Here is a 25,225-nt window from a genome sequence, read left to right as displayed (position 1 = left end):
GGCGCGGCGGGCCGCGCAGGCACCCCGGCCGCGGGCGGCATGGCCCCGCACGGCGGCAAGGGCCAGGGTGCGGAGGACAAGGAACACCGCGTCGCGGACTACCTCGAAGGCGACCCCGACCTCTTCGAAGGCGGTGACGTGGTCGCCCCGCCGGTCATCGGCGACTGGAAGAAGAACAAGCAGGAAGAGAAGAAGTAACCCTCGTGTCCTACGAAGTCGACCCAGACGAGCTGCGCACGCACGGCAGTCACCTCGACGCCCTGTCCGACCGGCTGAACACCGCGGTGGACGCCGCCAACACGGTCGTCATGGACGACTCCGCCTACGGCCTGCTCTGCGCCTTCCTGCCGCCGATCGTGAACGCGACGACGCAGGGCGACGCGGTCGAGGCGCTCAAGGCCGCGGCCGAGGGCGTGCGGATCACCGCGGAGAACATCCGCACCGCGGCCACCAGCTACGAGGACCAGGACGCGACCAACGCCGAGCCGTTCGAGCGGCAGCTGCGCGAGGCCACCCCGGTGAGCCCGCGGATCGGCACGGTGATCCGGTGACGTCGGCGAACGGACTGGGCGACCTCATGCGCGACCCGGACGAGGCGGCCGCGCGGATGAACGCGTGGGCGCAGGGGCTGGCGGAGAAGGCCGAGCGCTACCGCGCGGCGCAGGCGCGTACCGAGGAGATCCGGCTGACCTCGGCCAACACCGACGGCTCGGTGCGCGTCACGGTCCGCGCCGACGGCAGCGTCACCGATCTGGACCTGTCCGGGCGGGCCCGCACCATGCCGCTGGACGAGCTGTCCGCGCAGATCCTGGCCACCATGCGCCGCGCGCAGGCGGGCATCGCCGCGCAGGTCGCCGAGGTGATGCAGGAGGAGGTCGGCGACGAGGACCCACAGACGCGCTCGCTGCTGGTCGACAACCTGCGCAGCCGGTTCCCCGATCCGGACGCCGACACCGACGACGAGCAGGCGGCCGCCGAACCCGCCGAGGAGCGGCCGCAGGCCCGCACGGACGACGACGAGGAGAACAACCCGTGGTGAACCCCCTGGTCGCGCAGGAGCAGAGCTCGACGACCGCGATCTCGGGGATCTCCCTCCTGGAGGGCGCGCAGGACCTCAAGAAGGCCATCGAAAGCGGCGACTGGGCCGCCGGCGCGCTGGGGGCCGCCGCGGCCGGGCTCGACGCGCTCGGGTTCGTGCTCGACCCGTTCGGCTCGATCCTCGCCGCCGGCGTCGGCTGGCTCATCGAGCACGTCGGCCCGCTCAAGGACGCCCTCGACGCGCTGGCGGGCAACCCGGACGCGGTCAAGGCCCACTCCGAGACGTGGAAGAACATCGCCGCCGAGCTGGGCGAGATCGGCACCGACCTGGCCAACGCGGTCGACACCGACCTGACCGGCTGGACCGGCCCGTCCGCCGACACCTACCGGCAGCAGGCCAAGGACGTCGGCGACCTGCTCGCCGCGGCGAAGGAAGCCGGGGAAGGCACCGCCAGCGGCATCGAGACCGCGGGCACCGTCGTCGCCGCCGTGCGGACCCTGGTGCGCGACATCATCGCCGAGGTCGTCGGGCACATGATCTCGTGGGCGCTGCAGGTGATCGCCACCCTCGGCATCGCGCTGGCGTGGGTCGTGCCGCAGGTGATCAGCGAGGTCGCCAAGACCGCCGCCAAGATCGCCGACCTCACCGGGAAGCTGACCCACGCGCTCAAGGCGCTCTCGGAGCTGCTGAAGAAGGCCGGCGGCATCTTCACCGACACCGCGGGCAAGCTGAAGAAGATCAAGACCGACAAGCCGCCGACGTCGGCCAAGCCGGACAGCCTCCCCGCGGGCCCGAAGAGCGTCGACCCCATGGCGGGCAAGGGCGGCGGCACCATCCCGAACAGCACGCCGAAGACCCCGCCACCGGACGCGGCGAAGGTCGCCCCGCCGCCCAAGCTCAACGACACCCCGGGCGACACGACCAGGGCATCGTCCACACCGGACACCCCGCCGGTCTCGGCCCCGCCGAAGCTGGACGGCCCGCCGCCGGGTGGCGCGGCCAAGTCCGCACCCGAGCCCGGCCCGGCCCCCGTGTCGGCGCCGCCGAAGCTCAACGACGTCACCACGCCGTCCGGCGCCCCGAAGAGCCCGCCGAAGACCGACGGCACGCCGAAGCTGAAGGACCAGGGCGACAACCCGCGCTCGATCGAGAAGCTGCGCTGCGAGAAGGACCCGATCGACGTCGCCACCGGGCAGATGGTGATGACCGAGGTCGACGCGGAGTTCCTCGGCACGCTGCCGCTGGTGTTCGAGCGCACGCACTTCTCGTCGTTCCGCGCCGGACGGTTGCTCGGCGCAGCCTGGGTGTCCACACTGGACCAGCGGCTGGAGGTGCACGACCGCGGCGTGAGCTTCGCCGCCGCCGACGGAACGCTCCAGCACTTCCCGCACCCGGCCGACGGCGCCTGGACGACGGCGGCCCGCGGCCCGCGGCGCTCACTCACTCGCACGGACGACGGCGGGTACCTGATCGAGGACCGCGAGCAGGCGCGGGTGCTCTACTTCGCGCCCGGCTCCGGTGAACTGCCGCTGACCTGGACCGGCGACCGGCACGGCAACCGGATCGAGTTCGTCCGCGACGAGCGCGGCCTGCCCGCCGAGATCCGGCACAGCGGCGGCTACCGTGTCCGCGTCGAGACCGACGGCGAGCGGATCACCGCGCTGCACTCGGTCGCCGCGGGCGGCGAGGTCGAGCTGGTCCGCTACGGCTACACCGCGGGCCGCCTCACCGACGTCACCAACGCCTCCGGCGCGCCGTTCCGCTACTCCTACGACGCGGCCGGCCGGGTCGTCGCCTGGGCCGACCGCAACGGCGAGTGGTACCGCTACGTCTACGACCACGCCGGCCGCGTGGTGCGCACCGAGGGGTCCGGCGGGTTCCTCACCGGCACCATGGAGTACAGCGACGGCGTCACCTACTCGACCGACTCGCTGGGCCACCGCACGGAGTTCCACCTGAACGCGGCGGGCCAGGTGGTCCGGGAGGTCGACCCGCTCGGCCACGCCACCGCCTTCGAGTGGGACGACGCCGACCGCCTGCTGAGCACGACCGACCCGCTGGGCCGCACCACCCGGTACCGCTACGACGACGATGGCGACCTGGCCGCGGTGATCCGGCCGGACGGCGCGGAGACCACGATCGAGCGCGACGCCGCCGGCCTGCCGGTGGCCATGACCGAGGCACCCGGCGTCGTCACGCGCTGGGAGTACGACGAGCGCGGCAACCTGAGCCGCGTGACCGAGCCCGACGGCGCGGTCACCACTTACACCTACGACGCGCGCGGCAACGTCACCGCCGTCACCGACGCGCTCGGCAACACGCTCACCGTGGCCTGCGACGCGAGCGGCCTGCCGGTCGCCGTGACCGACCCGCAGGGCGCCGTGACCCGGTACGACCGTGACCGGTTCGGCCGTGTCGCCGCGATCACCGGCCCGCTCGGCGAGGTGGAGCGCTTCGGGTACACGGTGGACGGCAAGCTCGCCTGGCACCGGCACGCCGACGGCGCGCTCGAACAGTGGGTGTTCGACGGCGAGGGAAACAACCGGGCGCACACCGACGCGACCTCGGCGGTGACCCGCGCCGAAGTCACCCACTTCGACCTGCCTTCGGCCGAGATCCGGCCGGACGGCACCCGCGTCTCCTTCGCCTACGACACCGAGATGCGGCTGACCGCCGTCACCAACGAGCAGGGGCTCGTGTGGCGGTACACCTACGACCCGGCGGGCAACCTGGTGCGGGAGACCGACTTCACCGGCGCCTCGGTCGGCTACCGCTACGACGCCGCCGGGCAGCTGGTGGAGCGGACCGACCCGGCCGGGCAGACCACCACCTACCGCTACGACGCGGCGGGCAACCTGGCCGAGGAGACCACCGGGGGAGTGACCACCCGGTACACCTACAGCACCACCGGCTGGCTGCTGTCGGCCGAGGACGGCACGAGCCGCGTCACCTTCGAGCGGGACGCGGCGGGCCGGGTCCTCGCCGAGACGGTCAACGGCCGCACGGTCCGCTCGGTCTACGACGCACAGGGCCGCCGCGTCCGCCGGGTCACGCCGTCCGGCGCGGACAGCGTGTGGGAGTACGACGCGACCGACCAGCCGGTCGCGGTGCACGCCGCGGGGCGGGCGCTGCGGTTCACCCACGACCTGGCCGGCCGCGAGGTGCGGCGTGAGTTCGGCGCGGCCGCCCTCACCCAGTCCTGGCTGCCCGGCGGGCTGCTCGGCGCGCAGACCCTCACCGGGCCGGCCGCACCGGCCGGTCACCGAGCCTTCAGCTACCGGCCGGACGGCCTGCTCACCGGGATCGAGGACACGCTGACCGGCCCGCGCGGTTTCGCGCTGGACAACCGCGGCCGCGTGACCGGGGTGCGCACGCCGCGCTGGCACGAGCGGTACGTCTACGACGCCGCGGGCAACGTCACCGAGGCGGTCTGGCCCACCGCGACCGACCAGGACCTGCTCGGACCGCGGGCCGTCGCGGGCACGGTGGTCACCGCCGCCGGCCGCGCCCGGTACGCCCACGACGGGCAGGGCCGGGTCGTGGCGCGCGACCGCGGCGGGCAGGTGTCGCGGTTCTCCTGGGACCCGCGCGGACGGCTGGCGGGTGTGCTGACGCCGGACGGCACGTCCTGGCGCTACACCTACGACGCCTTGGGCAGGCGGATCGCGAAGGAGCACCTCGCCGCGGACGGCGTGCACGTGCTGGAGCGGGTCGACTTCGCGTGGGACGGCCAGGTGCTCGCCGAGCAGGCGGTGTCCACACCGGACGGTGCGCGGGTGACGGTGTGGGACTACGAGCCGGACAGCTTCCGCCCGCTGCTCCAGCGGGATCGGCTGCCCGGCCAGGAGCTGGTCCACGCCGTCGTCACCGACCCCGCCGGCGCGCCCGCCGAGCTCGTCACCGACCAGGGCGGCATCGCGTGGTACGCGCGGACGAGCCTGTTCGGCGCCGTGGTGGAGCGGTCCGCGGGCCCGGTGGACACGCCGCTGCGGTTCCAGGGCCAGTACGCCGACGCCGAAACCGGGCTGCACTACAACTTCTTCCGCTACTACGACCCGGCGCTCGCGCGGTACCTGAGCCCGGACCCGCTCGGGCTCGAAGGCGGGCCGAACCCGCACGCCTACGTCGGCAACCCGCACGCGTTCGCCGACCCGCTCGGGCTCACCCCGCAGAGCTGCTCGGCCGGCGGCACGTCGAAGCAGAGCACGGGCAAGCGCAAGAAGCCCGCGCTGACGGTCAACACGAACGTCCCGGCCGTCCCGGTGACCAAGAACTCGCCCGGCGGAAGCCTGTACCAGCAGCTGTCCCCGGGCGGGAAGTACGGCGCGCAGAAGACGGACAAGCAGGGCAAGCCGAAGTTCAACCGCAAGGGCGAGAAGGTCTACAAGTACAACCGGCGCGAGGCGGCCGGGTACGACAACCCGAGCCACGACCACGGCAACATGCTGCCGCTGTGGAAGGACGCGGCGAAGTCGCCGATCCCGATCGACCCGGTGACCGGCCAGGAGATCAAGGGCAAGCAGCTCAAGGACTGGCTGATGGACCCGAACCGGCGCTTCGACACCAAGGAGCCCGGCGACGCCGGGTACGCCGGGCTGCCGGGCAACGAGATCAAGGGGCACGGCAAGGGCGTCCTCGGGCACGAGCCGTCGGCCAGCACGCACTGGAACCACCACGGCGGCATGCAGAGCACTCGCGCGGACAACCTGGAGCACAACAAGGAGACGAGCACCTACCACGGCATCGAGGACCGCGGCCGCTCCAACGCCAGCGGTTCGTCGGAGGAGCGCTACGAGAGCCCCGGCCCGGACAACGGCGCGAACCGCGCGTTCTGGGACCGGGACGACCCGGGCTTCAAGGACCAGGGCGGGCCTTGGCACTCGTGGCAGAAGATCGCGCCACCGCCGAACGCCGCCGGCCCGGCCGGCCCGTCCACACCGGACAGCCCCGCGTCGCCGGACGGCCCGCCGGCGAAGCGCCCCCGCCGCGACAGTGACGTGAGCATGGCGGACTGACCACTTCCGGCGGTCAGGCACGGCCCGCTGCGCTGCGACCCGGACGGGCGGCCGATCGCCTTCACCGGCACCGCCGTGTGGGAGGTGCGGGACGGCAGGCTCGCACGCAACTGGGTCGAGCGCGCGTCCTGGGAACTGCGCCAGCGTCTGACGGCCTGACCCGCGCGGGTGCCCCGGAGAGCGGGGCACCCGCGGCGGTGTCAGCCCGGCAGCAGCTCGCTCAGCTCCTCGGCCGGGTGGGGCGGCGTGGCCAGGGCCGGGTCCGCGGGCGCCTCCACTGTGCGCGGTGCCGGGTTGCGGTTGACCAGCAGGCGGAACACGTCCGGCCGGGAGTAGTGGCCGACCGGGTCGGCGGCGGACTTGGCGATCGCGATCAGCGCGGGGTCGAGGTCGGCGTAGAGGATGCCCTCCTCGGTCTCGGCGAGCGGTTCGGCCAGCGGCGTGCCCTCGGGGCCGAAGATGCGGGCGAAGCCTCCGCCGCGCCGCAGCAGCTGCCGCTTGGCTTCGGTGTCACAGAACAGGTCCTGCGCCGCTTCGCCGATCACCGAGCACGCGGCGAGCACGAAGGCCTGGCCCTCGACCGCGTACACCAGGCTCGCGGCGGTGTTCACCTCCGGCCCGAGCGCGGTCGCCGCGCCGCGGTAGACCGAGAAACTCGGCCACGACGCGACGTGGATCTCCTCGCCGAGGCTGTACATCGCGTACTTGGTCAGCGGCTGGAAGTGCTCCCAGCAGTTCAGCCCGCCGATCCGGCCCAGCGGCGTGTCGTGCACCTGCAGGTCGCTGCCGTCGCCCTCACCGTACACCGAGCGCTCGACGTGGGTGGGCTTGAGCTTGCGGCGCACCGAGATCAGCTCGCCGGTGTCCGAGATGAACGCCTGCGACATGTAGAGGCTGCCGCCGTCGCGCTCGCTGAACCCGAGCACCACGTGCACACCGTGGTCGGCGGCGGCGCGGCGGAGCCGCCGCATCTCGTCGCCGTCGCGGGTCATCGAGTTCGCGGCGTACCGCGGCACGAACGCCATGCCCGCGGCGGGGGAGTCGAGCCAGATCCACCACGGGTAACCCGGGACGAACGTCTCGCCGAACGCCACCAGCTTCGCCCCGCCCCGCGCGGCCTCGCCGATCAGCGCGACCGCCTTCTCCACGCTGCCCGCCAGGTCCAGCCACACCGGCTCCGCCTGCACCGCCGCGACCCGAACCGTGCTCTCCATGACGCCTCCTCCGTGCTTTCCGTTGGTGGAGGGCATCATGCGGCGGGCGGGCGCCCGCCGGACTGTCCGCGCGTGCCGGGGTCACTGACCGCGTGTGCCACCCGGGGTCGTGCCGAACTCGGCGCGGAAGGCGCGGTGGAACCCGGATTCGCTGTCGAAGCCGCAGCGCGCGGCGATGGTGGCGACCGGCCGGTCCGGGTGTGTGCGCAGCATTTCGCGGGCCTGCTCGAGCCGGATCCGGCGGATCTCCCTGGCGACGCTGCCGGGCGCGAACACGCGGTACAAGGTGCGCCGGGAGACGCGGCAGGCCCCCGCGACCATGTCGACGTCCAGCCGGGGATCGGCCAGGTTGCGGCGGATGAACGCGACCGCCCGCTCCCGGACGAGGGCACGCGCCGGATCGGGCGCGGGCTCGGTGCGGGCCGCGAACGAGGCCGCGGCCGACAGCAGGCCGAGCGCGTGCGGCAGCAGCGGGGTGGCGGTGCCGGCCTTCGCGGCGCCGGCCAGTGAGGTGAAGAACGCGGGCACCACCTGACCCGGCCCGGGGCCGAGCGTGCGGGCGGTGAGGGCGCGGGTGTCGCGCAGGGCCAGCTCCCGCTTGGGCACCTGGACGACCAGCTGGCGGAAGTCGTCGTCGAAGCGCAGCGTGTAGGGGCGGGTGCTGTCGTAGAAGGCCATGTCGCCGCCGGTCAGCTCGGCGACGCGGCCGTCCTGCTCGACCCGGCCGCGGCCGCGGAGCTGGATGCTGGCGAGCAGGTACTCGTCGGCGCCGCGGGCGATCAGGCTGCGGGTGCGGCGGACCACCTGCCCGCCGGCGACCACAGTGGACAGTTCGAGCGCGCCGACCGGAACGTGCTCGATGCGCCCGGCGAACGGCCCCGCCGTCACCGGGGCGGCCGCCAGCTGGACGAATGTCTCGCAGATCATCTCCCGCCAGTAGGCGAACGCGTCCTGCGCGGGCACCTGCGAGGTGCTCAGCTCCACCCGGGACTGCCGGTCCATCCCGGGATTGTCACCCCGCGCGGGGCTCCTGTCGAGCCCGGCGTGCTTGACGCGAATTAGAACCTGTTCTACCTTCGCCAGGTCGGCGTCTGTAGAGGTGAAGGTGGGCAATGATGCGAACCCGTGCGGCCGCGCTGCTCGAACAGCCGGGCAAGTGGCAGATCGTGGACATCGACCTGGACGAGCCGAAGGAGCACGAGGTCCGGGTCCGCTTCGCGGCGGCCGGCCTGTGCCACTCCGACGACCACGCGACCACCGGTGACATGCCGACGCCGCACCTGCCCCTCATCGGCGGGCACGAGGGCGCGGGCGTCGTCGAGGCGGTCGGGCCGGGCGTGCGCAACCTCGCCGTCGGGGACCACGTCGTCGCGCAGTTCGTGCCCTCCTGCGGGCGCTGCGAGGCCTGCTCGTCCGGCCGCGGCAACCTCTGCGACCTCGGCATGTACGCCCTGAGCGGCTGCATGGCCGACGGCACCTACCGCGCCCACCTGGACGGCGCGGACGTCGCCCAGATGACCATGGTCGGCACCTTCGCCCAGCACGCGATCGTGCCCGAGTTCTCCCTCACCAAGATCGACCCGGAGATCCCGTTCCACGTCGCCGCCCTGCTCTCCTGCGGGGTGCCGACCGGCTGGGGCTCGGCCGAGTACGGCGCCGAGGTGAAGGCCGGCGACACGGTGATCGTGATGGGCGTGGGCGGCGTCGGCATGAACGCGGTGCAGGGCGCCCGCGCCCGGGGCGCCGCGTACGTCCTCGCGGTCGACCCGGTCGCCTTCAAGCGCGACAAGGCCCTGGAATTCGGCGCCACCCACGCGTTCGCCGACATCAACGAGGCCGCGGACTTCGCCCGGTCGGTCACCAACGGGCAGGGCGCGCACTCCGCCGTCGTCACCGTCGGCATCACCACCGGCGACCACGTCGCGCAGGCGGTCAACGCGATCGGCAAGTTCGGCACCGTCGTGGTCACCGGCATCGGCGACGTCAAGGACGAGGGCCTGCCGATCAACCTGTGGGCGCTGTCGATGATGCAGAAGCGCATCCAGGGCGTCATCTTCGGCATGGGCACCCCGAGCTACGAGATCACCCGGCTGGCCCGCATGTACCAGGCCGGCACGCTCAAGCTCGACGAGCTGATCACCACGACCTACCGGCTGGACGAGGTCAACCAGGCCTACGCCGACATGCACGCCGGGCGCAACATCCGCGGCGTCATCCTGCACGAGAGCTGATCAGCGCGGCGGGCGCAGGCACGCGGCGGCGACGACGCCGGTCGCGACGATGCCGGCCAGCGCCAGCAGGCTGAACCACATCCCGTCGGAGAACGCGGCCCGCGCGGCGTCGGCCACCTGCCGGCCCGCCGGGCCCAGCCGTTCGGCGACCGCCAGCGCCCCGGCGAGCGACCCGTCCGCGGCCTCCCGCGCCACCGCCGGAAGCGCCTCCGTCGCCGGGCGCACCGCCGGGGTGTAGGTCGCCGACAGCACGCTCCCGGCGAGCGCGATCCCCAGCGCCGCACCGATTTCCCGCGTCGCGTCGTTGACCGCCGACGCCACGCCGTACTTGTCCGGCGGCACGTTGTCCAGGATCGCGCTGGTGGCCGCGGGCGCGGTGAGGCCGAGCCCGCCGCCCAGCACGCACACCGCGATCGCCAGTTCCACGTACGAGCTGTCCGGCCCGAGCCTGCCCAGCAGCAGCACCCCGGCGACCACGACGACCAGCCCGAGGCAGGTCAGCGCGCCCAGCCCGATCCGCTGCGCGATGTGCGCCGAAGCCATCGACAGCGGCAGCAGCGACACCGCGATCGGCCACAGCACCAGGCCCGACTCCAGCGGCCCGTAACCCTGCACCAGCTGCAGGTACTGCGCCAGCACGTACAACGCGCCGAACGCCGCGGTGAACTGCACGGTCACCGACACCGACCCGGTGGCGAAGGCGCGGTTGCGGAACAGCCGCACGTCCAGCAGCGGCGCCGCGTGCCGCGCCTCGAACCACGCGAAGACCGCGCCGAGCACGACACCGGCCACCAGCGCCACGATCACCTCGGCGTCGGCCCACCCCACGTCCGCCGCCCGCAGGATGCCGAACACCAGTGCCCCGATCGCGAGCGCGCCGAGCGCGGCGCCGGCCGAGTCGAACCGGTGGTGCACCCGCTCGCGCGAGGTCGGCACCGTCACGCAGGCCAGCGCCAGCAGCAGGGACAGCACGGCCGGGCCGAGGAACACCGAATGCCACGAGAAATGCTGCAGCAGCAACCCGGCGATGACCAGCCCGCCGAGACCGCCGAGGCCGGCCACCGCCGCCCAGATGCCGATCGCCCGCCCGCGCCGCTCGGGCGGGAAGCTCGCGTTGATGATCGACAGGGTGGCGGGCATGATCATCGCCGCGCCCAACCCGGTCAGCGCCCGCGCCGTGATCAGCCAGGCCGGCGACTCGGCGAGCAGGGGAGCGGCGCAGCCTGCCGCGAACACCGCCAGCCCGATGACCAGCACGCCGCGACGGCCGTAGCGGTCGCCCAGCGCGCCCATCGGCAGCACCAGCGCGGCCAGCACCAGCGTGTAGACGTCCACGATCCAGGTCTGCTGCGCCTGCGTGACACCGGTGTCCGCGGCCAGCGCGGGCAGCGCGGTGTTGACGATCGTGACCATGGCGATCACCAGGCCGACCGCCGAGCACATCACGCCCACGGTCCAGGCGCGGCGCGCTGCCGAAGACGACGAGAGCCCGGACCGTGCGACGACGCGCATGCCACCTCGTTCCGACAGGAAACGAAACCATCGGTATCGTAGCAGTACTGGCAGTTCTGAAAACAGTTCTGGGAGAATCCGGCCGTGACGACGCAGCAGGTGCCGGGCCGCCGTGACCCGCGGCTGGACCGGTCGCGGTCGGCGATCCTGTCCGCGGCCGTCGCCCTGCTGTCCGAGGGTGGCGTCCGGGCGGTGACGATCGAGGCGGTCACCTCGCGCAGCGGTGTCGCCCGGTCCACGCTGTACCGGCACTTCCCGAACAACACCGAACTGCTGGCGGCGGCCTTCCGCGAACTGCTGCCGCCGCTGGACCCGCCCGCCGGCGGCACGCCGCGCGAGCGCCTGCTGCGCCTGGTGCGGGCGCAGGCCGGACAGATCGAGGGCGCCCCGGCGATGGCCGCGCTGGTGTGGATGGCCGCGATCGGCCTGGACGGCGGGGGCGCGCCGGACGAGTGCGAGCGCGGCAGGCTCGCCGCGTTGCGCGAGCACGTCGTGGACACCTACCGCCGTCCGTTCGACGCGGTTCTCGCCGACTGCCTGCCCGGCGAGGAGGACGTCGACTTCGCGGCCGCCCGGCTCGTCGGCCCGCTGCTGTTCAACGCCCTGATCCTGCGGCGCCCCAGCGACGCGGCCTTCTGCGCGCGCCTGGTGGACGACTTCCTGGCCCGTGCCTGAGCGGCGGAGCTGATGTCCGCGCTGCGCCGGGCGTGGCGCAGCGCGGACCGAGTCACTTCGACTGCGGCAGCGTGACCTTGCCCTTGCGTCCCCGCGCGGACGGCGGCGGCACGACCGGGCCGATGTCGCCGTCGGGGGCTTCGTCCAGGTCGACGATCACGGGGGCGTGGTCGCTCGGCCCGGTGCCCTTGCGAGCGTGCCGGTCGACCCACGCCGCCGCCACCCGCCCGGCCACCGGGGCCGAGGCCAGCACCAGGTCGATGCGCATGCCGAGGTCCTGGTGGAACATGCCGGCCCGGTAGTCCCAGTAGGTGAAGACCCGCTCGTGCGGCCAGCGGTCCCGGACCACGTCCCGCAGGCCCAGGCCGGTCAGCGCGGCCAGTGCGGCGCGCTCGGGTGGCGTGACGTGGGTGTGGCCCTCGTAGGCCGCCGGGTCGAACACGTCGGCGTCGGCGGGCGCGATGTTCATGTCGCCGCACAGCATCGCGGCTTCCGGTCCGTCCGCGACGACCTCCCGCAACGCCGCCAGCCACGCCAGCTTGTACTGGTAGTGGTCGGAGCCGGGGGTGCGGCCGTTGGGCACGTACAGCGAGTGGATCCGGACGCCGCCGCAGGTCGCGGCCACCGCGCGCGCCTCGGGGTGCGGGAAGCCCGGCGCGCCGGCCAGGCCGGTGACGACGTCGTCGAGGCCCACCCGGGACAGGATCGCGACGCCGTTCCAGCGCGGCTCACCGGCCAGTGCGGTCTCGTAGCCGCGGTTCGCGAGCTCGTCGCCGAGCAGGTCGCGGAAGGCGTCGTCGGCCAGTTTGGTCTCCTGCAGGCACACGACGTCCGGCTGCCGCTGGTCCAGCCACGGCAGCAGCCTCGGCACCCGCTGCTTCACGGAGTTCACGTTCCAGGTCGCCACACGCACGCCGCCCACGCTAGTGCGGATGCGCCCGCGGCGCCCGCCCTCGGCTCAGCCGTCCACGAGCAGGCCGCGCAGCGGGCCCTGCAGCCGTTCCGCGCGGCGGGACACCCCGGGCAGCAGCACCAGCCGGTGGGTTCGCGGCTCGCCGCGGCGTTCGCGCTCGGCCTGCTCTTCGGCGATCGGGCGCCACAGGTTGTCGACGACGTCGGCGGGGTCGGCGTCCAGGTCCGCCGCCGGCCGTCTCAGGTGCTCGGCCCACAGGCGCAGCCGGGTGGCGCGGATCAGGTCGCGGTCGTCGGTCGCGACGTTGACCTCGGTGTCGTTGAACAGCGAGTGCTCGTTGAGGTTCGCCGAGCCGATCGTCATCCACTCGTCGTCCACGATGCCGAGCTTCGCGTGCACGTACACCGGCGCCGACGACTCGCCGTCGTGGCTGCTGATCGTGGTGGCCAGCAGGCGGTGGTTGCCGTCGTCGGCGTCCAGGAGGCGGCCCAGCTGGCCGCGTGTGGTGTCCGCGCCGTTGCTCGGTTTGCGTGGCAGCAGCAGCACAACGCGGAACTTCTCGTCCGGCGGGTCGCACAGCTTGTCGATCAGGACCTCCGCGATCTCCGGCGACCACAGGAACTGGTTCTCCAGGTACACCAGCCGTCGCGCCGAGCGCAGCGCGCGCAGGTAGGCGTCGAGGATCGTGAACTCGCCCTGCGGCGCGAAGGCGTAGGTCTTGTCCGGGACCGTGCGCAGCAGTTGCACGTTGCTGGTGCCCGCCGGTTCCGGCGTCGCGGGCTTGGGCAGCTCCTCGCCGGCCACCTCGGTCCAGCGCCGCCGGAAGTGCTCCGCGACGTCGGCGACGACCGGCCCGTGCAGCCGGGTCATCAGGTCGTGCCAGCCGATCGGCCGGTCCGGCGGGTGCTCGCGGCTGTCGTGGCGGTCGCCTTCCAGCGCCGTGAAGTCCACCCCGCCCACGAAGGCGACCTCGTCGTCGACCACGACCAGTTTCTCGTGGTGGCAGTGCATCGTCCGTTCGCGGGCGTCCAGGACGCACCGGACGGCGGTGTTCTCGGTGAACTTCCGCTGCTCCGCCCGGACCATCCCGCGGGTGGGCTGGAAGGCGGGCACCGGCGGGCCTGCCCACACGAGCAGGCGCACGTCCACGCCGCGCTGGGCGGTCGAGGCGAGGAGGTCGCGCAGGGTCGGCGCGTCCGGTTCGCGGGTCAGCCGGAAGTCCGGGCTGGCGTGCCAGTTGGCGATGTGCACGTGGGACTTCGCGCCGCGGATGGCGGCCGCGATGGCGGGCAGCGCTTCTTCGCCGTCGACGAGCACCTCCAGGCGGTTGCCGTGCCGGGTGACGGCCCGCCCGCCGAAGCGGTCCTCCGTCCCGGTGGGTTCGAGGACCTCGCCCCAGCCGAGCCTGCGCAGGCGGCGTTCGTGGTGGGCGCAGAGCGCGTGCTCCAGCCCGTCGCCGAGGCGTTCGTCCACCTTGTCCAGGAGTGAGCGGAACGTCGTCATACTCCAATGGCACTACAGATCGGGCGGGTTCGCCGGGCAAGATTGGCGGGATGAACCGGCAACGCGAGGGGCTGCGCAGTTGGGAAGAAACGTGGTCCGCGGCGTTCGCGGCGCGCGGCCACCGGGTGGTGATCGAGGTCGAACCCGCGGTGGAGCCGCCCCCGAGCGCGCTGTGGCACTGGTGGATCACCTTCCGCGCGGGCGACGCGGAACTCGACGCGATCGCGGCGCCCCAGCCGGAGGCGCTGGCCTTCGAGGACGAGCGGGGCCGATTCGAGGAGGTGGTCCCGCTGGGTGAGGTGGCGGACCAGGTGCTCCGGCGGCTGGCCATGATGGCGGGTAGCGGGGGCGGACCCCGTTGGGCTGAGGCGATCGCCCGGCGCCATCCGGTCGCGCACCGGTCGTTCTTGTCTCAGTGAGTGACGAGGGATGGACTTCCCGTCCGCGCGCGGAGGTCGATCGCCGCGCAAGTCAGGCCTCTCGGTCCCGGTGCACCGCGAGCTGCATTTCGTCACAAGCCGCTGGGAGCCTGTCAAGCCTTCCGGCTCGAGGAGATGAACTTCACGGCTCATACCTAGCGTTCGTTCAGCCGCGTTATCGTCGGCTCTCTCAGGACACCGGAAGGGGCTGACGCAATGGTGCGCACGCGGTTCTGCGACGTCTTCGGGGTGGAGTACCCGATCGTGCAGGGCGGGATGCAGTGGGTGGGCCGCGCGGAGCTGACCTCGGCCGTCGCCAACGCGGGCGGCCTCGGGTTCCTCACCGCGCTCACCCAGCCGACTCCGGAGGACCTCGCGAAGGAGATCGCGCGCTGCCGGGAGCTGACCGACAAGCCGTTCGGCGTCAACCTGACCATCCTGCCCTCGATCAACCCGCCGCCGTACGCCGAGTACCGCGACGTGATCGTCGAGTCCGGGGTTCCGGTCGTGGAGACCGCGGGCTTCAACCCGGCCGAGCACCTGCCCGCCTTCCGCGCGGGCGGGGTCAAGGTGCTGCACAAGTGCACCAGCGTCCGCCACGCCGTGAAGGCCCAGGAGCTGGGCGTGGACGGCATCTCCATCGACGGCTTCGAGTGCGCCGGCCACCCCGGTGAGGACGACATCCCCGGCCTGGTGCTGATCCCGGCCGCCGCGGAAAAGATCACCATCCCGATGATCGCCTCGGGCGGGTTCGGCGACGCGCGCGGGCTGGTGGCGGCGCTGGCGCTGGGCGCGGACGGCATCAACATGGGCACCCGTTTCCTCGCCACCGCCGAAGCCCCGGTGCACGACAACGTCAAGCGGCAGCTGGTCGCCGCGACCGAGCGGGACACCGAGCTGATCTTCCGCCCGCTGCGCAACACCGCCCGCGTGGCGAGCAACTCCGTCTCCCGCGAGGTGGTCGGCATCCTGGACCGGGGCGGGAAGTTCGAGGACGTGCGCGACCTGGTCGCCGGCGCCCGCGGCCGCAGGGTCTTCGAGGACGGCGACCTCGAACTGGGCATCTGGTCGGCGGGCATGGTGCAGGGCATCATCAACGACGTGCCCACCGTCGCCGAGCTGATCGAGCGCATCGTCACCGAGGCGCGTGAGCTCATCGCCGGCCGGCTGGCGGGGGTGCTGCGTTAGGCAGGGCGCGCCCGGCCTCGCCGAACACCTCCCGCATCCAGCGGTGCTCCGGGTCGTCCTCGTGCGCCGGGTGCCACCACAGCGCCTCCACGAGCGGCACGGGCTCGAACGGGCACGGCAGGACCCGCACACCGTCCAAACCGGACAGCCGCGCCGCGAGGTGGCCCTGGATCAGCCCGATCCGGTCCGTTCCCGCGACCAGGTGGGGGAGCGCGAGGAAGCTCTCCACGACGGCGGTCACCCGCGGTTCGATCCCGAGCGCCTGCAGCTGGCGCGCGACGGTGGTGAACGCGGTCGCGGACAGGTAGGTGAACACCCACGGCAGCTTCCGCAGGTCGTCCATCGTCAGGGCGTCGCCGACCTGCTCGTTCGCCGTCGCCACGACACAGCACCAGGTGTCGGAGAACAGGTCCAGGTGCGGGACGCCGTGCAGGAACCCGTGCGGCAACAGCACCGCGTCGGCCCCGCGCAGGCTCTCCGGCGCCTGCTCGACGACCGGCGGTGAGGCGGGCTCGAACCGCAGGCGCATCCCCGGCGCGCGCTCGTCGAGGATCGCGCCGACCGCGCCGCCCAGCACGGCCATCACGTAGTCCGACCCGAGGATCCGGAACTCCCGGTCCGAGGTCGCCGGGTCGAACCCCGGGTGGCGGCTGAACGCCTGCCGGACCCCGGTCAGCGCCGCCTCCGCGCGCGGTCGCAGCTGCGCGGCCAGCGGTGTCAGCTCGTAGGCGTTGCCCTTGCGGACCAGCAGCTGGTCGCCGAAGTGCCGCCGCAACCGCGCCAGCGACGAACTCAGCGCGGGCTGGCTGAGCCCGAGCCGGGCGGCGGCGCGCGTGACGCTCTTCTCCCGCAACAACATGTCGAGGGGGACGAGCAGGTTCAGGTCCAGGTTCGTGAGGTTCATCGTCTCCCTCTTCGCTCGCCGTTGACCCGGGGACGCGGAGCAGTCTACGCTAAAAATCCGAATCAAGATTCTGAATTTATTTTGACCGACCACTGGAGGTCGCCGTGCACTTCTCCGCGTTCCTGACCACCCGGTCCGCAGGCCCGGCGGACGACCGGCCCGTCATCGAGGCGATGGTCGACCACGCGGTGGAGGCCGAACGGCTCGGTTTCGACGCCGTCTTCCTGCCCGACCACCACTTCACCGGCTACGCGCCACCGGCCAGCGACCCGGTGGTGTTCGCCGCCTACCTCGCCGCGAAGCTGCCCCGTCTGCACTTCGGGTTCTCCGTGCAGACCATCCCGCTGCACCACCCGGTGCGCTTCGCCGAGCGGCTCAACCTCATCGACCAGCTCACCGACGGCAAGGTCCTCGTCGGCACCGGCAGCGGGACCACACCCGAGGAGATGATCGGCCTCGGCATCGACTACAAGGACACCGCGCGGCTGTCGGTGTCCAATCTGGAGATCGTGGAACGCCTGTGGGCCAAGAAGATCTCCGACCCGCCGGTCGAGTTCGACAACGGGCACTACCGCGGTTCGGTCGTCTCGCGGATCGTGCCCGCGCCCTACTCCGCGGACGGCCCGCAGCTGATGTCGGTCGCCGCCCGCCCGTCGAGCACGCAGCGCGCCGCGGACAAGGCCCAGCCCGCGTTCATCCTCGCCTTCACCCCGCCGACCATCGACGACGGCCGCCCGCTGGAGCACCTGCGCCGCTACTTCCAGGCCTACCGCGAAGCCCTCGAAGCGGCCGGGCACGACGAGGCCCGCGTCGCCCGCGCGCTGGAGTGGACCACGCACACCTACCAGCACGTGCACCTCGCCGAGACCGACGAGCAGGCCGAGGAGGAGCTGCAGCTGCTGATGGAGCAGTACCAGGAGGCGATCGAGCGCGAGCACGTCGCGAACGCGGCCGCCGAGCGGATCACCGGCGTGGCGCTGCCCCCGCCGCCGGACGCCCGCAAGCCCGGCTACCAGCGGACCTGGTGCCTGTGGGGCAGCCCGGAAACCGTCACCGAGCACCTGCGCGAGATTCAGGGCATCGGGATCGGCAACGTGCTGGGCGGTTTCCTCGGCGGCCCGCTGACCCCGGAGCGCGTCGCGTTCGGCCGGCGGTCCATGGAGCTGTTCGCCACGCGCGTCATGCCCCGCTTCCGGGCCGCGGCGTGACCGGCGCGCTGGACACGGCGCGCAAGGCGGCGTTGACGGCGGGGGAGACCGGGTACCGCACCCCGGCCGAACCCGCCGCCGGGCTGCGTCCGGTCCACCTGGTCGACGGCCCGCTCGGCCTGGTCAGCCCGACCTTCGACGAGCGGGAGACGTCGCTGCTGCTGCCCAGCGGCATCGCGCTGGGCGCGACCTGGGACCCGGACGTGGTGCGCGCGGTCGCGGCGACCGAGGGCTCGGAGGCCCGTCGCCGCGGCTTCGACGCCGTGTACGCGCCCAACCTCAACCTGGCGCGCACCGGGCTGTCCGGTCGGACGTTCGAGATGCTGTCGGAGGACCCGCTGCTGGCCGGGGTGCTCGGCGCGGCCTTCGTCGAAGGCTTGCAGGGACAGGGCGTCGCCGCGGTGCCGAAGCACCTGGTGTGCAACGACACCGAGACCGAACGGCAGCGGATGAGCGCCGACGTCGACGACACCGCCCTGCGCGAGGTGTACCTGCGGCCGTTCGAGCACGCGGTGCGCGCCGGCGCGTGGGCGTTGATGGCCGCCTACAACCGCCTGAACGGCACGCCCTGCGCCGCGCACGCGGAACTGCTGGCGATTGTGAAGGAGGAGTGGGGTTTCGACGGGCTCGTGGTGTCCGACTACTTCGCCCTGCACGAGACCCTCGGCCCCGCGCTCGCCGGGCTCGACCTGGAGATGCCGGGCCCCGCGATCCACTTCGGCGTGCGCTTGGCCGAGGCGGTGGAGCGCGGGGAGGTGCCGCGGGAACGGCTCGACGACGCGGTGACGCGGCTGCTGCGGCTGGCCGGCCGGGTGGGCGCGCTGGAGGGTAGCAGCCGCCAGGTCACCGCGCCCGCGATGCCGCCGGAGCACGCTCGCCAGGTGCTGACCGACGCGGCCGTGGCGTCGTTCGTGTTGTGCCGCAACGACGGCGTGCTTCCGCTGGAGCCGGGCGTCCGGCTGGCGGTGATGGGGCCGAACGCGGACCGGCCCTGCTACCAGGGCGCGACGTTCGGCCGGATCCGGCCCGAGGGCGGCGCCACCACGCCACTCGATGCGCTGCGCAAGCGCTTTCCCGGTGCGGTGACGCACGAACGCGGGGTGGACAGCGTCCCGGCGGCGACGCTGGGCGCCTTCGACGTGTCCACTCCGGACGGGCGGCCGGGTGTGCTGCTGGAGCACTTCCGCGGTGGTGACCTGGTGCTGTCCGAGATGCGTGGTGACAGCGCTTTCATCTGGTTCGGCGAGGTGCCCGGCGCGGGGCCGACGACCGAGCCGGGAGTGCTGCGGCTGACCGCCGTGTTCAGGCCTGAGGTCGGGGGGCGGTGGACGTTCGGCGCGGGCGGTTCGGGTGCCGCTGTGTTAGCTGTCGACGGTGTGGTCCTCGCTTCGCGGCCGGCTCCCGCGCCGGACGACGTGATGGGGCAGGTCGCGCGGGCGGAGACCACCGGCGCCGGGATCGAGCTGCGCGCCGGGGAGCCGGTGACCGTGGTCGCCGAGATGACGTCGGCGGGCAGCCGGGTGCAGGCGCTGACGGTGTCGTGCACCCCGCCGCCGGAACCGGGGGCGCTGGCCCGTGCGCGGCAGGCGGCGGCGGCGGCGGCCGATGCGGTGGTGCTCGTGGTCGGGGACGAGCTGGAGACTTCGCGCGAGAGCCGGGATCTGGCGACCTCGGCGCTGCCGGAGGCGCAGCAGGAGCTGATCCGCGAGGTGGGCCGCGTCAACCCGCGGACCGTGGTGGTCCTCAACGCCGGACGGCCGGTCGACGCGCCGTGGGCCGGCGACGTCGGCGCGGTGCTGCAGGGCTGGTTCGGCGGGCAGGGGTTCGGCGACGCGCTGGCGAGGGTCCTCGCGGGCGACGACGAACCCGGCGGCCGGATGCCGGTCACGGTCCCACTGCGCGACGAGGACCGGTCCACGCACGGCGAGACGCTGGACGCGGACCTGCGCCGCGACTACCGCGCCGCGGAGCCCACCGGATACCGGCACCTGGCCCGAACCGGGACGCGGGCGCGGTTCGCGTTCGGTTCCGGGTTCGGCTACACGACGTTCCGCTTCGGCCCAGCCCGGCTGGACGGCGACCTGGTGCGGCTGGACGTGACCAACACCGGCCAGCGCCGCGGCCGCGAGGTGGTGCAGGTCTACGTGCGCGCGCCGGGCGAGGTGGATGCGCGGCTGGCGGGCTTTGCCGGGGTGTGGTTGGAGCCGGGGGAGACGGCCGGAGTGGTGGTCGCTTTGGGGGAGCGGGTGTGGCAGCGGTGGTGCGGTGGTGGGTGGGTGGTGCCGCCGGGTGGGCATGAGGTGCTCGTGGGCCGCTCGGCGGAGGAGATCAGGCAGACGCTGACGCGGGAGTGGTGACGGCGGGTGGTGGGGATCGGTGTCCCCCGCCACCGGCGGTCAGCCCCCGCGAGGTGGTGCAGGTCTACGTCCGCGCGCCGGGCGAGGTGGATGCGCGGCTGGCGGGCTTTGCCGGGGTGTGGTTGGAGCCGGGGGAGACGGCCGGGGTGGTGGTCGCTTTGGGGGAGCGGGTGTGGCAGCGGTGGTGCGGTGGTGGGTGGGTGGTGCCGCCGGGTGGGCATGAGGTGCTCGTGGGCCGCTCGGTGGAGGAGATCACGCAGACGCTGACGCGGGAGTGGTGACAGCGGTGGTGGGGAAGCCGCCCCCACCACCGCCGGTCAGCTGCCGAAGCATCGAGGGCACAATCGCTCGGCCATGGGCATGGGTTGCGGGGCTGGCCTTTGCGCACGGGTTGCACCGCCACATCGCCAAGAGCAAGCCGAAGCTCGCCGCTTCCACCGCGGCGCCGCACCGGTGGATCCGCGATAGGACTCACTCCGGCCGGTCAGCCGCCGTCGACAGCAGATCCCTCGGCCCTGCGCAGGGCTGCGAAGGGCCGGCACGTTCGCCCACGGGTCGCACCAGTGCATCGCCGAGAAGCGGGCCGCCTCCACGGCGGGCGGCGCAGTGGTGGAATCCGGGGCGGAACTCGCGGTCGGCCTCGCTCCGGGGTCAGCCGCCGAAGCATCGAGGGCACAATCGCTCGGCCATGGGCATGGGTTGCGGGGCTGGCCTTTGCGCACGGGTTGCACAGCCACATCGTCAAGAGCAAGCCGGAGCTCGCCGCTTCCACCGCGGCGCCGCACCGGTGGATCCGCGATGGGACTCGCTCCGGCCGGTCAGCCGCCGAAGCTCATGTTCACGTCGCTGACGAACCAGGCCGCTCCCAGCTGCCGCAGCGCGAGGTTGAGCTGGAACGACCCGCCGCCGGTGGCGCCGATCAGCTGCAGGTCCCGCAGCGAGTGCCCGTTCACGTGCACGTCCGTGTCCGGCACCAGCGCGGTCTGGCCCTGCGGCGTGATGTCGGCGACCGTGACCTGCGCGGGCAGGGTCACGACGTCCTTCCGCCACGCCTCGCGCAGGCCGTCGAGCGTCGAGCGGGCCTGGGTGCACATCTCCGGGCTCACCCGCTGCGGCGGTTCCGTGCCCTCGTCGACCATCAGCTCGCACGCCGCGTCGTACCGGTTCTCCAGCACCGCGGACACCCAGGCCGCGGTGGCGGCGGCCGGCGTCGTGGCGGCCACCTCCGCCTCCAGCGAAGGCTTGGCTGCCGCCGGCGGGACGATCTGCGCCTGACCGCCGTCGCCGCACGCCGTCAGGCCGAAGACCAGCGCGACTCCCGCCGCGCCACCGAGCACCCTGCGCACGCCCGGCCCGCGGCCGGTTCTGTCATACCTGGAAATGGGACTTCTCCGCTCGAACTCCGGTTGGGGGAGCCGAACGATACCGCGCCCCGGATCCGGTCCTTTGTGGACCAGCGCGGGTGGCGCGGGCGGCGCAAGTGGTGCGGCCGGATGGCGCAACGGCCACCCGGCCGCACCACGTCAGAGCGCGGCGGCGATCTCCGTGATAGCCCGCAGCGAGTCCGCCGAACCGGTCGTCGGCACGTACTCCAGACCGAACGGTCCCGCGTAGCCCAGCTGCCGCAGCTCCCGCAGCCGCGCGGCCCAGTCGACGGTGCCGCTGCCCGGCTCGCCGCGGTCCGGCAGGTCCGCGATCTGCACGTGCGACACGACGTCGATCGCGCCGTCCAGTTCCCGCGCGGGCGTCTCGCCCATCTGCAGCGAGTGGTAGGCGTCGTAGAGCAGGGCCAGCCCGGGCGAGCCGACCGCGCGCACCGCGGCGACGCACTCGGCCGTGGTGTCGAACAGGGTGCCCGGGTGGTCGACGCGGGTGTTCAGGTTCTCCAGCACGATCGTCACGCCGTGCTCGGCCGCGACGTCCGCGCCCGCCTTCAGCGCCTCGACGACGATGCCGTGCTGCACGGCCCGCTTCCGGTACGGCAGGCCGACCCCGGAGCCGGTCACGATCCGGGTGCAGCCCAGGCGGTTCGCCACCTCCGCGGCGGCGCGGACGTGACCGACGAACGCCTCGTGCGTCCCGGGGTCGGCGAGGGTGAGCCGTCCCTCGACGAGCATCGTGTGCAGCGTGGTGCCGGTGTCGGAGAGCGCTTTCTCCACGCGGTCGAGGTCCTTGTCGCTGTGCGACCAGATCTCCACCACGCCGAAGCCGTGGTCGGCCGCGGCCCGGATGCGGTCGCCGGTGTCGTCGCCGGTCTCCCGGAACAGCAGTTCGACGTTGACGGACAGGGGCAGTGACACGGGATCTCCCTCGATCAGCGGTTGGGGTCGAACAGGCGGCGGGCGTACCAGCCGTTGAGCATGGCGCTGCGTGCCGGGTTGGGCGTCTGCTCGCTCTCGAACACCGCCCAGCCCGACCAGTCGCGCAGCAGGGCGGCGACGGCGGGGAAGTCGACCAGCCCGCCGCGCGTGCCGCATTCGTAGAACCAGCGGTCGATCTCCCGCGCGCCGCCTTCGGCGAGCATGCTCGCCGCGGCGTGCGGGGCCAGCCGCTCACCGGCTTCGTCGACGTAGCGGGTGTCCTTGAGGTGCAGGTGGTCCACGCGGTCGAGGTTGCCGGACAGCACGTGCACCGGGTCGAGGCCGGCGACGGTGAGTTCGGCGGTGTCCACGGTCAGGCCCACCAGGTCGGGGTCGGTGCCGTCCAGCAGCTCCGCCAGGACCTTCTCGTCGGCCGCCGCGGACAGGCAGTCCACGTGCAGCGACACCCGGACGCCGGACTCCGCCGCCATCGCGCCGACCGCGTTCCACCCGTCCGCCGCGTCGCCGAGACGCCCGTCGGTCAGCGCGCCGTGCTCCGGCAGCGCCCGCACCACCAGTCGGTCGGCCCCGGCCTCCGCGAGGAACTCCGCGAACGGCCGCAGCGACTCCACGATCGCGGCGTGCTGACCGGTGTCCAGAATGGACCGGCCGCGGCTGAGCTCCTCGTCCACCGGCTCACCGGGATCGACGTAGTACGAGCACACCCGCAGGCCGATCTCCCGCACGAGGTCGAGGAAGGCGGTGGTGGAACCGTAGGTCGCCGCGATGGAGGAGGGGCGGCCCAGCGGGTCCCACCGGCCGGTGCCCGCCCGCAGTTCCACACCGGTGAAGCCGCACGCGGCGATCACCTTCAGCGCGCGCCGGTGCTGTTCGGGGCGGGTGAAGTCGTCGAAGTTCGGTTTCCACTGATTGATGGCGTAACCGAGGCGGATGGTCATGCGCAGATCTCCGAGAGGACGTTGCGGGCGTACCACATGGACAGGGCGGTGGCCTCGGCGTAGTCGCCACCGATGTTGGCCTTGTCGTGCTCGACGGTGATCCAGCCGGTGTAGCCGGTGTCGCGGATCGCCCGCATCAGGCGCGGGAAGTCGACCAGCCCGCCCTCGGTGCCCATCTCGTGGAACCAGCGGTCGGTCTGCGGCGCCATCAGCTCGGCGTCCGGGCTGTGCCGGTACGCCTCGGTGGTGTCGACCTGGCGGGTGTCCTTGAAGTGGAACCCGGAGCAGCGCTCGTGCAGGTCCAGGAACAACGCGACCGGGTCGAGCCCGGCGATGCAGTGCTGCGCGGTGTCGCAGAAGAAGCTGACGTACCGCGGGTCCGACCAGTCGTAGAACTTGCGGATGTCGGACTCGGTGCGGATCGCGCAGAAGAACTCGTGGTGCGCGGTCGTCCGCACGCCGAACTCGGTCAGCGTCATCTCGCCGACGCGGCTCCAGCACTCCGCCGCGGCCTTGATCTTGTCGTCGGTGACCGGCGCGGCCGCGGTGTAGAGGCTCGCCGGCATCACGATGAGGTTCTCGATCTCCAGCGCCTGCCACATCCCCAGCATCCGGCGTGTGCTCTCGACGATCTCGTCGTGGGTTTCGCGGACGTGCGGATCGGCCAGGCGCGGGTCGTACATGATGCCGCGGAACAGGTTCACGATCTTGTCGATGCCGTGGTCGCGCAGGTAGTCCTGGTAGTTCGCGACCGAGCCGAACATGCCGCTCAGCGCGAAGACCTGGAAGTCGAACATGTCCAGGCCCTCGAACCCGACCGCGCTGATCTGCTTGACGAAGTCGTCCATGTGGCGGCGGGCGGTGTACTGCGTCACGGGCCCGCGCGGGCTGTCGGCCCGCCAGTGGTCCATGTAGCTCCAGCGGAGCGCGGTCATCGTCGATCAACTCCAGAAGGTCGGGACTGCCATTGAAACATAATCAGGATTTTGATTCTAGTAATCGTCGCGGGAGGGCGAGGGCGCACAGCAGGCCGGCGGCGAAGCATGCCGCGGTGGTGGTGAAGACCGGCGCGTACGAACCGCCTGCCGCCCGGGCGACCAGGGCGCCGAGCACGGCGGCGCCGACGGTGACCCCGGTTTCCCGCACGAAGGCCAGTCCGGCCGTGACCGCGCCGACCACCCGCGGGCCGCCCGCGTCCTGCGCCACCACGACGACGATCTGCATGAACAGCCCGGTGCCCAGGCCCAGCAGCGCGAGCAGAGCGGCGACGATTGGCAGGGGTGCCGCGCTGGTGCTCGCCAGTGCCGCGGCCGCGCCGCCGGACAACGCGCACCCCGCGACGGGGAACGGGCGCCACGCGCCCCAGCGGCGCACGGCGAACCCGGAGGCGTTGACCCCGGCGACGATCCCGGCGGTGACCGGCAACAGCAGGAGTCCCGAGGTGGTCGCCGAGGTGCGGTACACCTCCTGCACCCATGTCGGCACGTAGGCCAGCACGCCGAACAGGCCGATCCCGCCGGCCAGTGCCAGCACGCAGCACAACCGCACGGTGCGGTCTCGCAAGAGCGCCACCGGGAGGACCGGGTTCGCGGCCCGCCGCTCCCAGCCGAGAGCTGCTGCGCCGGCGAGTGCGGTGAGCGCCGCTCCCGTTGTGGTGGCCGCGTTCCAGCCGGTTTCGGCGGCCGCGGTGGTGACCAGGACGAGCCCGGTGGCCGCGGTGGCGAGCAGGACCGCGCCGAGCGTGTCGAACCGCGCCCGCCCGGCGTGGCCGCGGCCGGCCGGGACGGC

The 25,225-nt window shown here is 73.0% G+C and carries 21 protein-coding genes and 1 pseudogene; 11 read left to right on the top strand and 11 right to left on the bottom strand.

What is annotated here, in order from left to right:
- The 4 genes and pseudogenes from ABZ193_RS37075 to ABZ193_RS37060 form a co-directional block, all read left to right on the top strand.
- Positions 1-198 (top strand): annotated as a pseudogene (locus ABZ193_RS37075) (hypothetical protein); the annotation flags it as partial.
- Positions 199-203: 5 nt separating this feature from the next.
- Positions 204-551 (top strand): type VII secretion target, encoded by a 348-nt coding sequence (locus ABZ193_RS37070; protein WP_020423106.1) that lies wholly within the window; start codon positions 204-206, stop codon positions 549-551.
- Entirely contained in the window at positions 548-1,039 is a 492-nt protein-coding gene (locus ABZ193_RS37065; RefSeq protein WP_020423107.1) for a YbaB/EbfC family nucleoid-associated protein, read from the top strand. The genes ABZ193_RS37070 and ABZ193_RS37065 overlap by 4 nt, the downstream gene beginning before the upstream one ends.
- Positions 1,033-6,054: an RHS repeat-associated core domain-containing protein gene (locus tag ABZ193_RS37060; protein ID WP_354713255.1), complete on the top strand. Its 5,022-nt coding sequence runs from the start codon at positions 1,033-1,035 to the stop codon at positions 6,052-6,054. The genes ABZ193_RS37065 and ABZ193_RS37060 overlap by 7 nt, the downstream gene beginning before the upstream one ends.
- A gap of 200 nt (positions 6,055-6,254) precedes the next feature.
- Here the strand turns inward: ABZ193_RS37060 and ABZ193_RS37055 are convergent, their stop codons facing one another.
- Both ABZ193_RS37055 and ABZ193_RS37050 read right to left on the bottom strand, forming a co-directional pair.
- Complete coding sequence (locus ABZ193_RS37055) at positions 6,255-7,268, bottom strand: carbon-nitrogen hydrolase family protein (RefSeq protein WP_020423109.1); 1,014 nt, start codon at positions 7,266-7,268, stop codon at positions 6,255-6,257.
- Positions 7,269-7,349: 81 nt separating this feature from the next.
- Positions 7,350-8,270, bottom strand: coding sequence for a helix-turn-helix domain-containing protein (locus ABZ193_RS37050; protein ID WP_354713253.1), 921 nt, complete (start codon positions 8,268-8,270; stop codon positions 7,350-7,352).
- A gap of 110 nt (positions 8,271-8,380) precedes the next feature.
- Here ABZ193_RS37050 and ABZ193_RS37045 point away from each other — a divergent pair, with 110 nt between their 5' ends.
- On the top strand, positions 8,381-9,499 hold the full coding sequence (locus tag ABZ193_RS37045) for an NDMA-dependent alcohol dehydrogenase (RefSeq protein WP_354713251.1): 1,119 nt from the start codon (positions 8,381-8,383) through the stop codon (positions 9,497-9,499).
- On the opposite strand, the gene ABZ193_RS37040 is transcribed toward ABZ193_RS37045, so the two are convergent.
- Complete coding sequence (locus ABZ193_RS37040) at positions 9,500-11,011, bottom strand: MFS transporter (protein ID WP_354713249.1); 1,512 nt, start codon at positions 11,009-11,011, stop codon at positions 9,500-9,502.
- Between the two features lie 84 nt (positions 11,012-11,095).
- Between ABZ193_RS37040 and ABZ193_RS37035 the strand changes: the two genes are divergently transcribed.
- A complete protein-coding gene (locus ABZ193_RS37035) occupies positions 11,096-11,686 on the top strand; it encodes a TetR/AcrR family transcriptional regulator (protein WP_354713247.1) in 591 nt (196 codons plus the stop codon).
- A 52-nt stretch (positions 11,687-11,738) separates the two neighbouring features.
- Here ABZ193_RS37035 and ABZ193_RS37030 read toward each other — a convergent pair whose 3' ends face one another.
- Entirely contained in the window at positions 11,739-12,599 is an 861-nt protein-coding gene (locus ABZ193_RS37030; RefSeq protein WP_039792071.1) for an exodeoxyribonuclease III, read from the bottom strand.
- Positions 12,600-12,644: 45 nt separating this feature from the next.
- Positions 12,645-14,102, bottom strand: a complete 1,458-nt coding sequence (locus tag ABZ193_RS37025) for a phospholipase D-like domain-containing protein (protein WP_354713245.1) — start codon at positions 14,100-14,102, stop codon at positions 12,645-12,647.
- 50 nt (positions 14,103-14,152) lie between these two features.
- Between ABZ193_RS37025 and ABZ193_RS37020 the strand changes: the two genes are divergently transcribed.
- Both ABZ193_RS37020 and ABZ193_RS37015 read left to right on the top strand, forming a co-directional pair.
- On the top strand, positions 14,153-14,521 hold the full coding sequence (locus ABZ193_RS37020) for a hypothetical protein (protein WP_354713243.1): 369 nt from the start codon (positions 14,153-14,155) through the stop codon (positions 14,519-14,521).
- 216 nt (positions 14,522-14,737) lie between these two features.
- Positions 14,738-15,709, top strand: coding sequence for a nitronate monooxygenase family protein (locus ABZ193_RS37015; protein ID WP_354713241.1), 972 nt, complete (start codon positions 14,738-14,740; stop codon positions 15,707-15,709).
- Here the strand turns inward: ABZ193_RS37015 and ABZ193_RS37010 are convergent.
- Positions 15,675-16,613, bottom strand: coding sequence for a LysR family transcriptional regulator (locus tag ABZ193_RS37010; protein WP_020423120.1), 939 nt, complete (start codon positions 16,611-16,613; stop codon positions 15,675-15,677). The two genes, ABZ193_RS37015 and ABZ193_RS37010, sit on opposite strands and share 35 nt — an antisense overlap.
- 104 nt (positions 16,614-16,717) lie before the next feature.
- Between ABZ193_RS37010 and ABZ193_RS37005 the strand changes: the two genes are divergently transcribed.
- From ABZ193_RS37005 to ABZ193_RS36995, 3 genes are read left to right on the top strand one after another with little or no spacing between them, the layout of a single operon-like run.
- On the top strand, positions 16,718-17,821 hold the full coding sequence (locus tag ABZ193_RS37005; protein WP_237335362.1) for an LLM class flavin-dependent oxidoreductase: 1,104 nt from the start codon (positions 16,718-16,720) through the stop codon (positions 17,819-17,821).
- Positions 17,818-20,178, top strand: coding sequence for a glycoside hydrolase family 3 C-terminal domain-containing protein (locus tag ABZ193_RS37000; protein WP_354713238.1), 2,361 nt, complete (start codon positions 17,818-17,820; stop codon positions 20,176-20,178). Before ABZ193_RS37005 ends, ABZ193_RS37000 begins: the two co-directional genes overlap by 4 nt.
- A 53-nt stretch (positions 20,179-20,231) precedes the next feature.
- On the top strand, positions 20,232-20,459 hold the full coding sequence (locus tag ABZ193_RS36995) for a fibronectin type III-like domain-contianing protein (protein ID WP_354713236.1): 228 nt from the start codon (positions 20,232-20,234) through the stop codon (positions 20,457-20,459).
- Between the two features lie 537 nt (positions 20,460-20,996).
- Here ABZ193_RS36995 and ABZ193_RS36990 read toward each other — a convergent pair.
- The 5 genes from ABZ193_RS36990 to ABZ193_RS36970 all read right to left on the bottom strand — a co-directional run.
- Positions 20,997-21,524 carry a hypothetical protein gene (locus tag ABZ193_RS36990; protein ID WP_354713234.1) on the bottom strand — a complete coding sequence of 176 codons (528 nt, stop codon included), beginning with the start codon at positions 21,522-21,524 and terminating at the stop codon, positions 20,997-20,999.
- Positions 21,525-21,701: 177 nt separating this feature from the next.
- On the bottom strand, positions 21,702-22,478 hold the full coding sequence (locus tag ABZ193_RS36985) for a TIM barrel protein (RefSeq protein WP_354713233.1): 777 nt from the start codon (positions 22,476-22,478) through the stop codon (positions 21,702-21,704).
- Positions 22,479-22,492: 14 nt separating this feature from the next.
- On the bottom strand, positions 22,493-23,437 hold the full coding sequence (locus tag ABZ193_RS36980) for a TIM barrel protein (RefSeq protein WP_354713231.1): 945 nt from the start codon (positions 23,435-23,437) through the stop codon (positions 22,493-22,495).
- Positions 23,434-24,372, bottom strand: coding sequence for a sugar phosphate isomerase/epimerase (locus ABZ193_RS36975; RefSeq protein ID WP_354713230.1), 939 nt, complete (start codon positions 24,370-24,372; stop codon positions 23,434-23,436). The genes ABZ193_RS36980 and ABZ193_RS36975 overlap by 4 nt, the downstream gene beginning before the upstream one ends.
- A 43-nt stretch (positions 24,373-24,415) precedes the next feature.
- Positions 24,416-25,225: MFS transporter (locus ABZ193_RS36970; RefSeq protein ID WP_354713228.1), on the bottom strand; the 810-nt coding region annotated here is incomplete at its 5' end.

The organism is Amycolatopsis sp. NPDC006125 (genome assembly GCF_040614195.1).
In the GTDB taxonomy this organism is placed as follows: domain Bacteria; phylum Actinomycetota; class Actinomycetes; order Mycobacteriales; family Pseudonocardiaceae; genus Amycolatopsis_E; species Amycolatopsis_E tucumanensis.
This window is presented reverse-complemented; position numbering and strand designations above follow the sequence as displayed.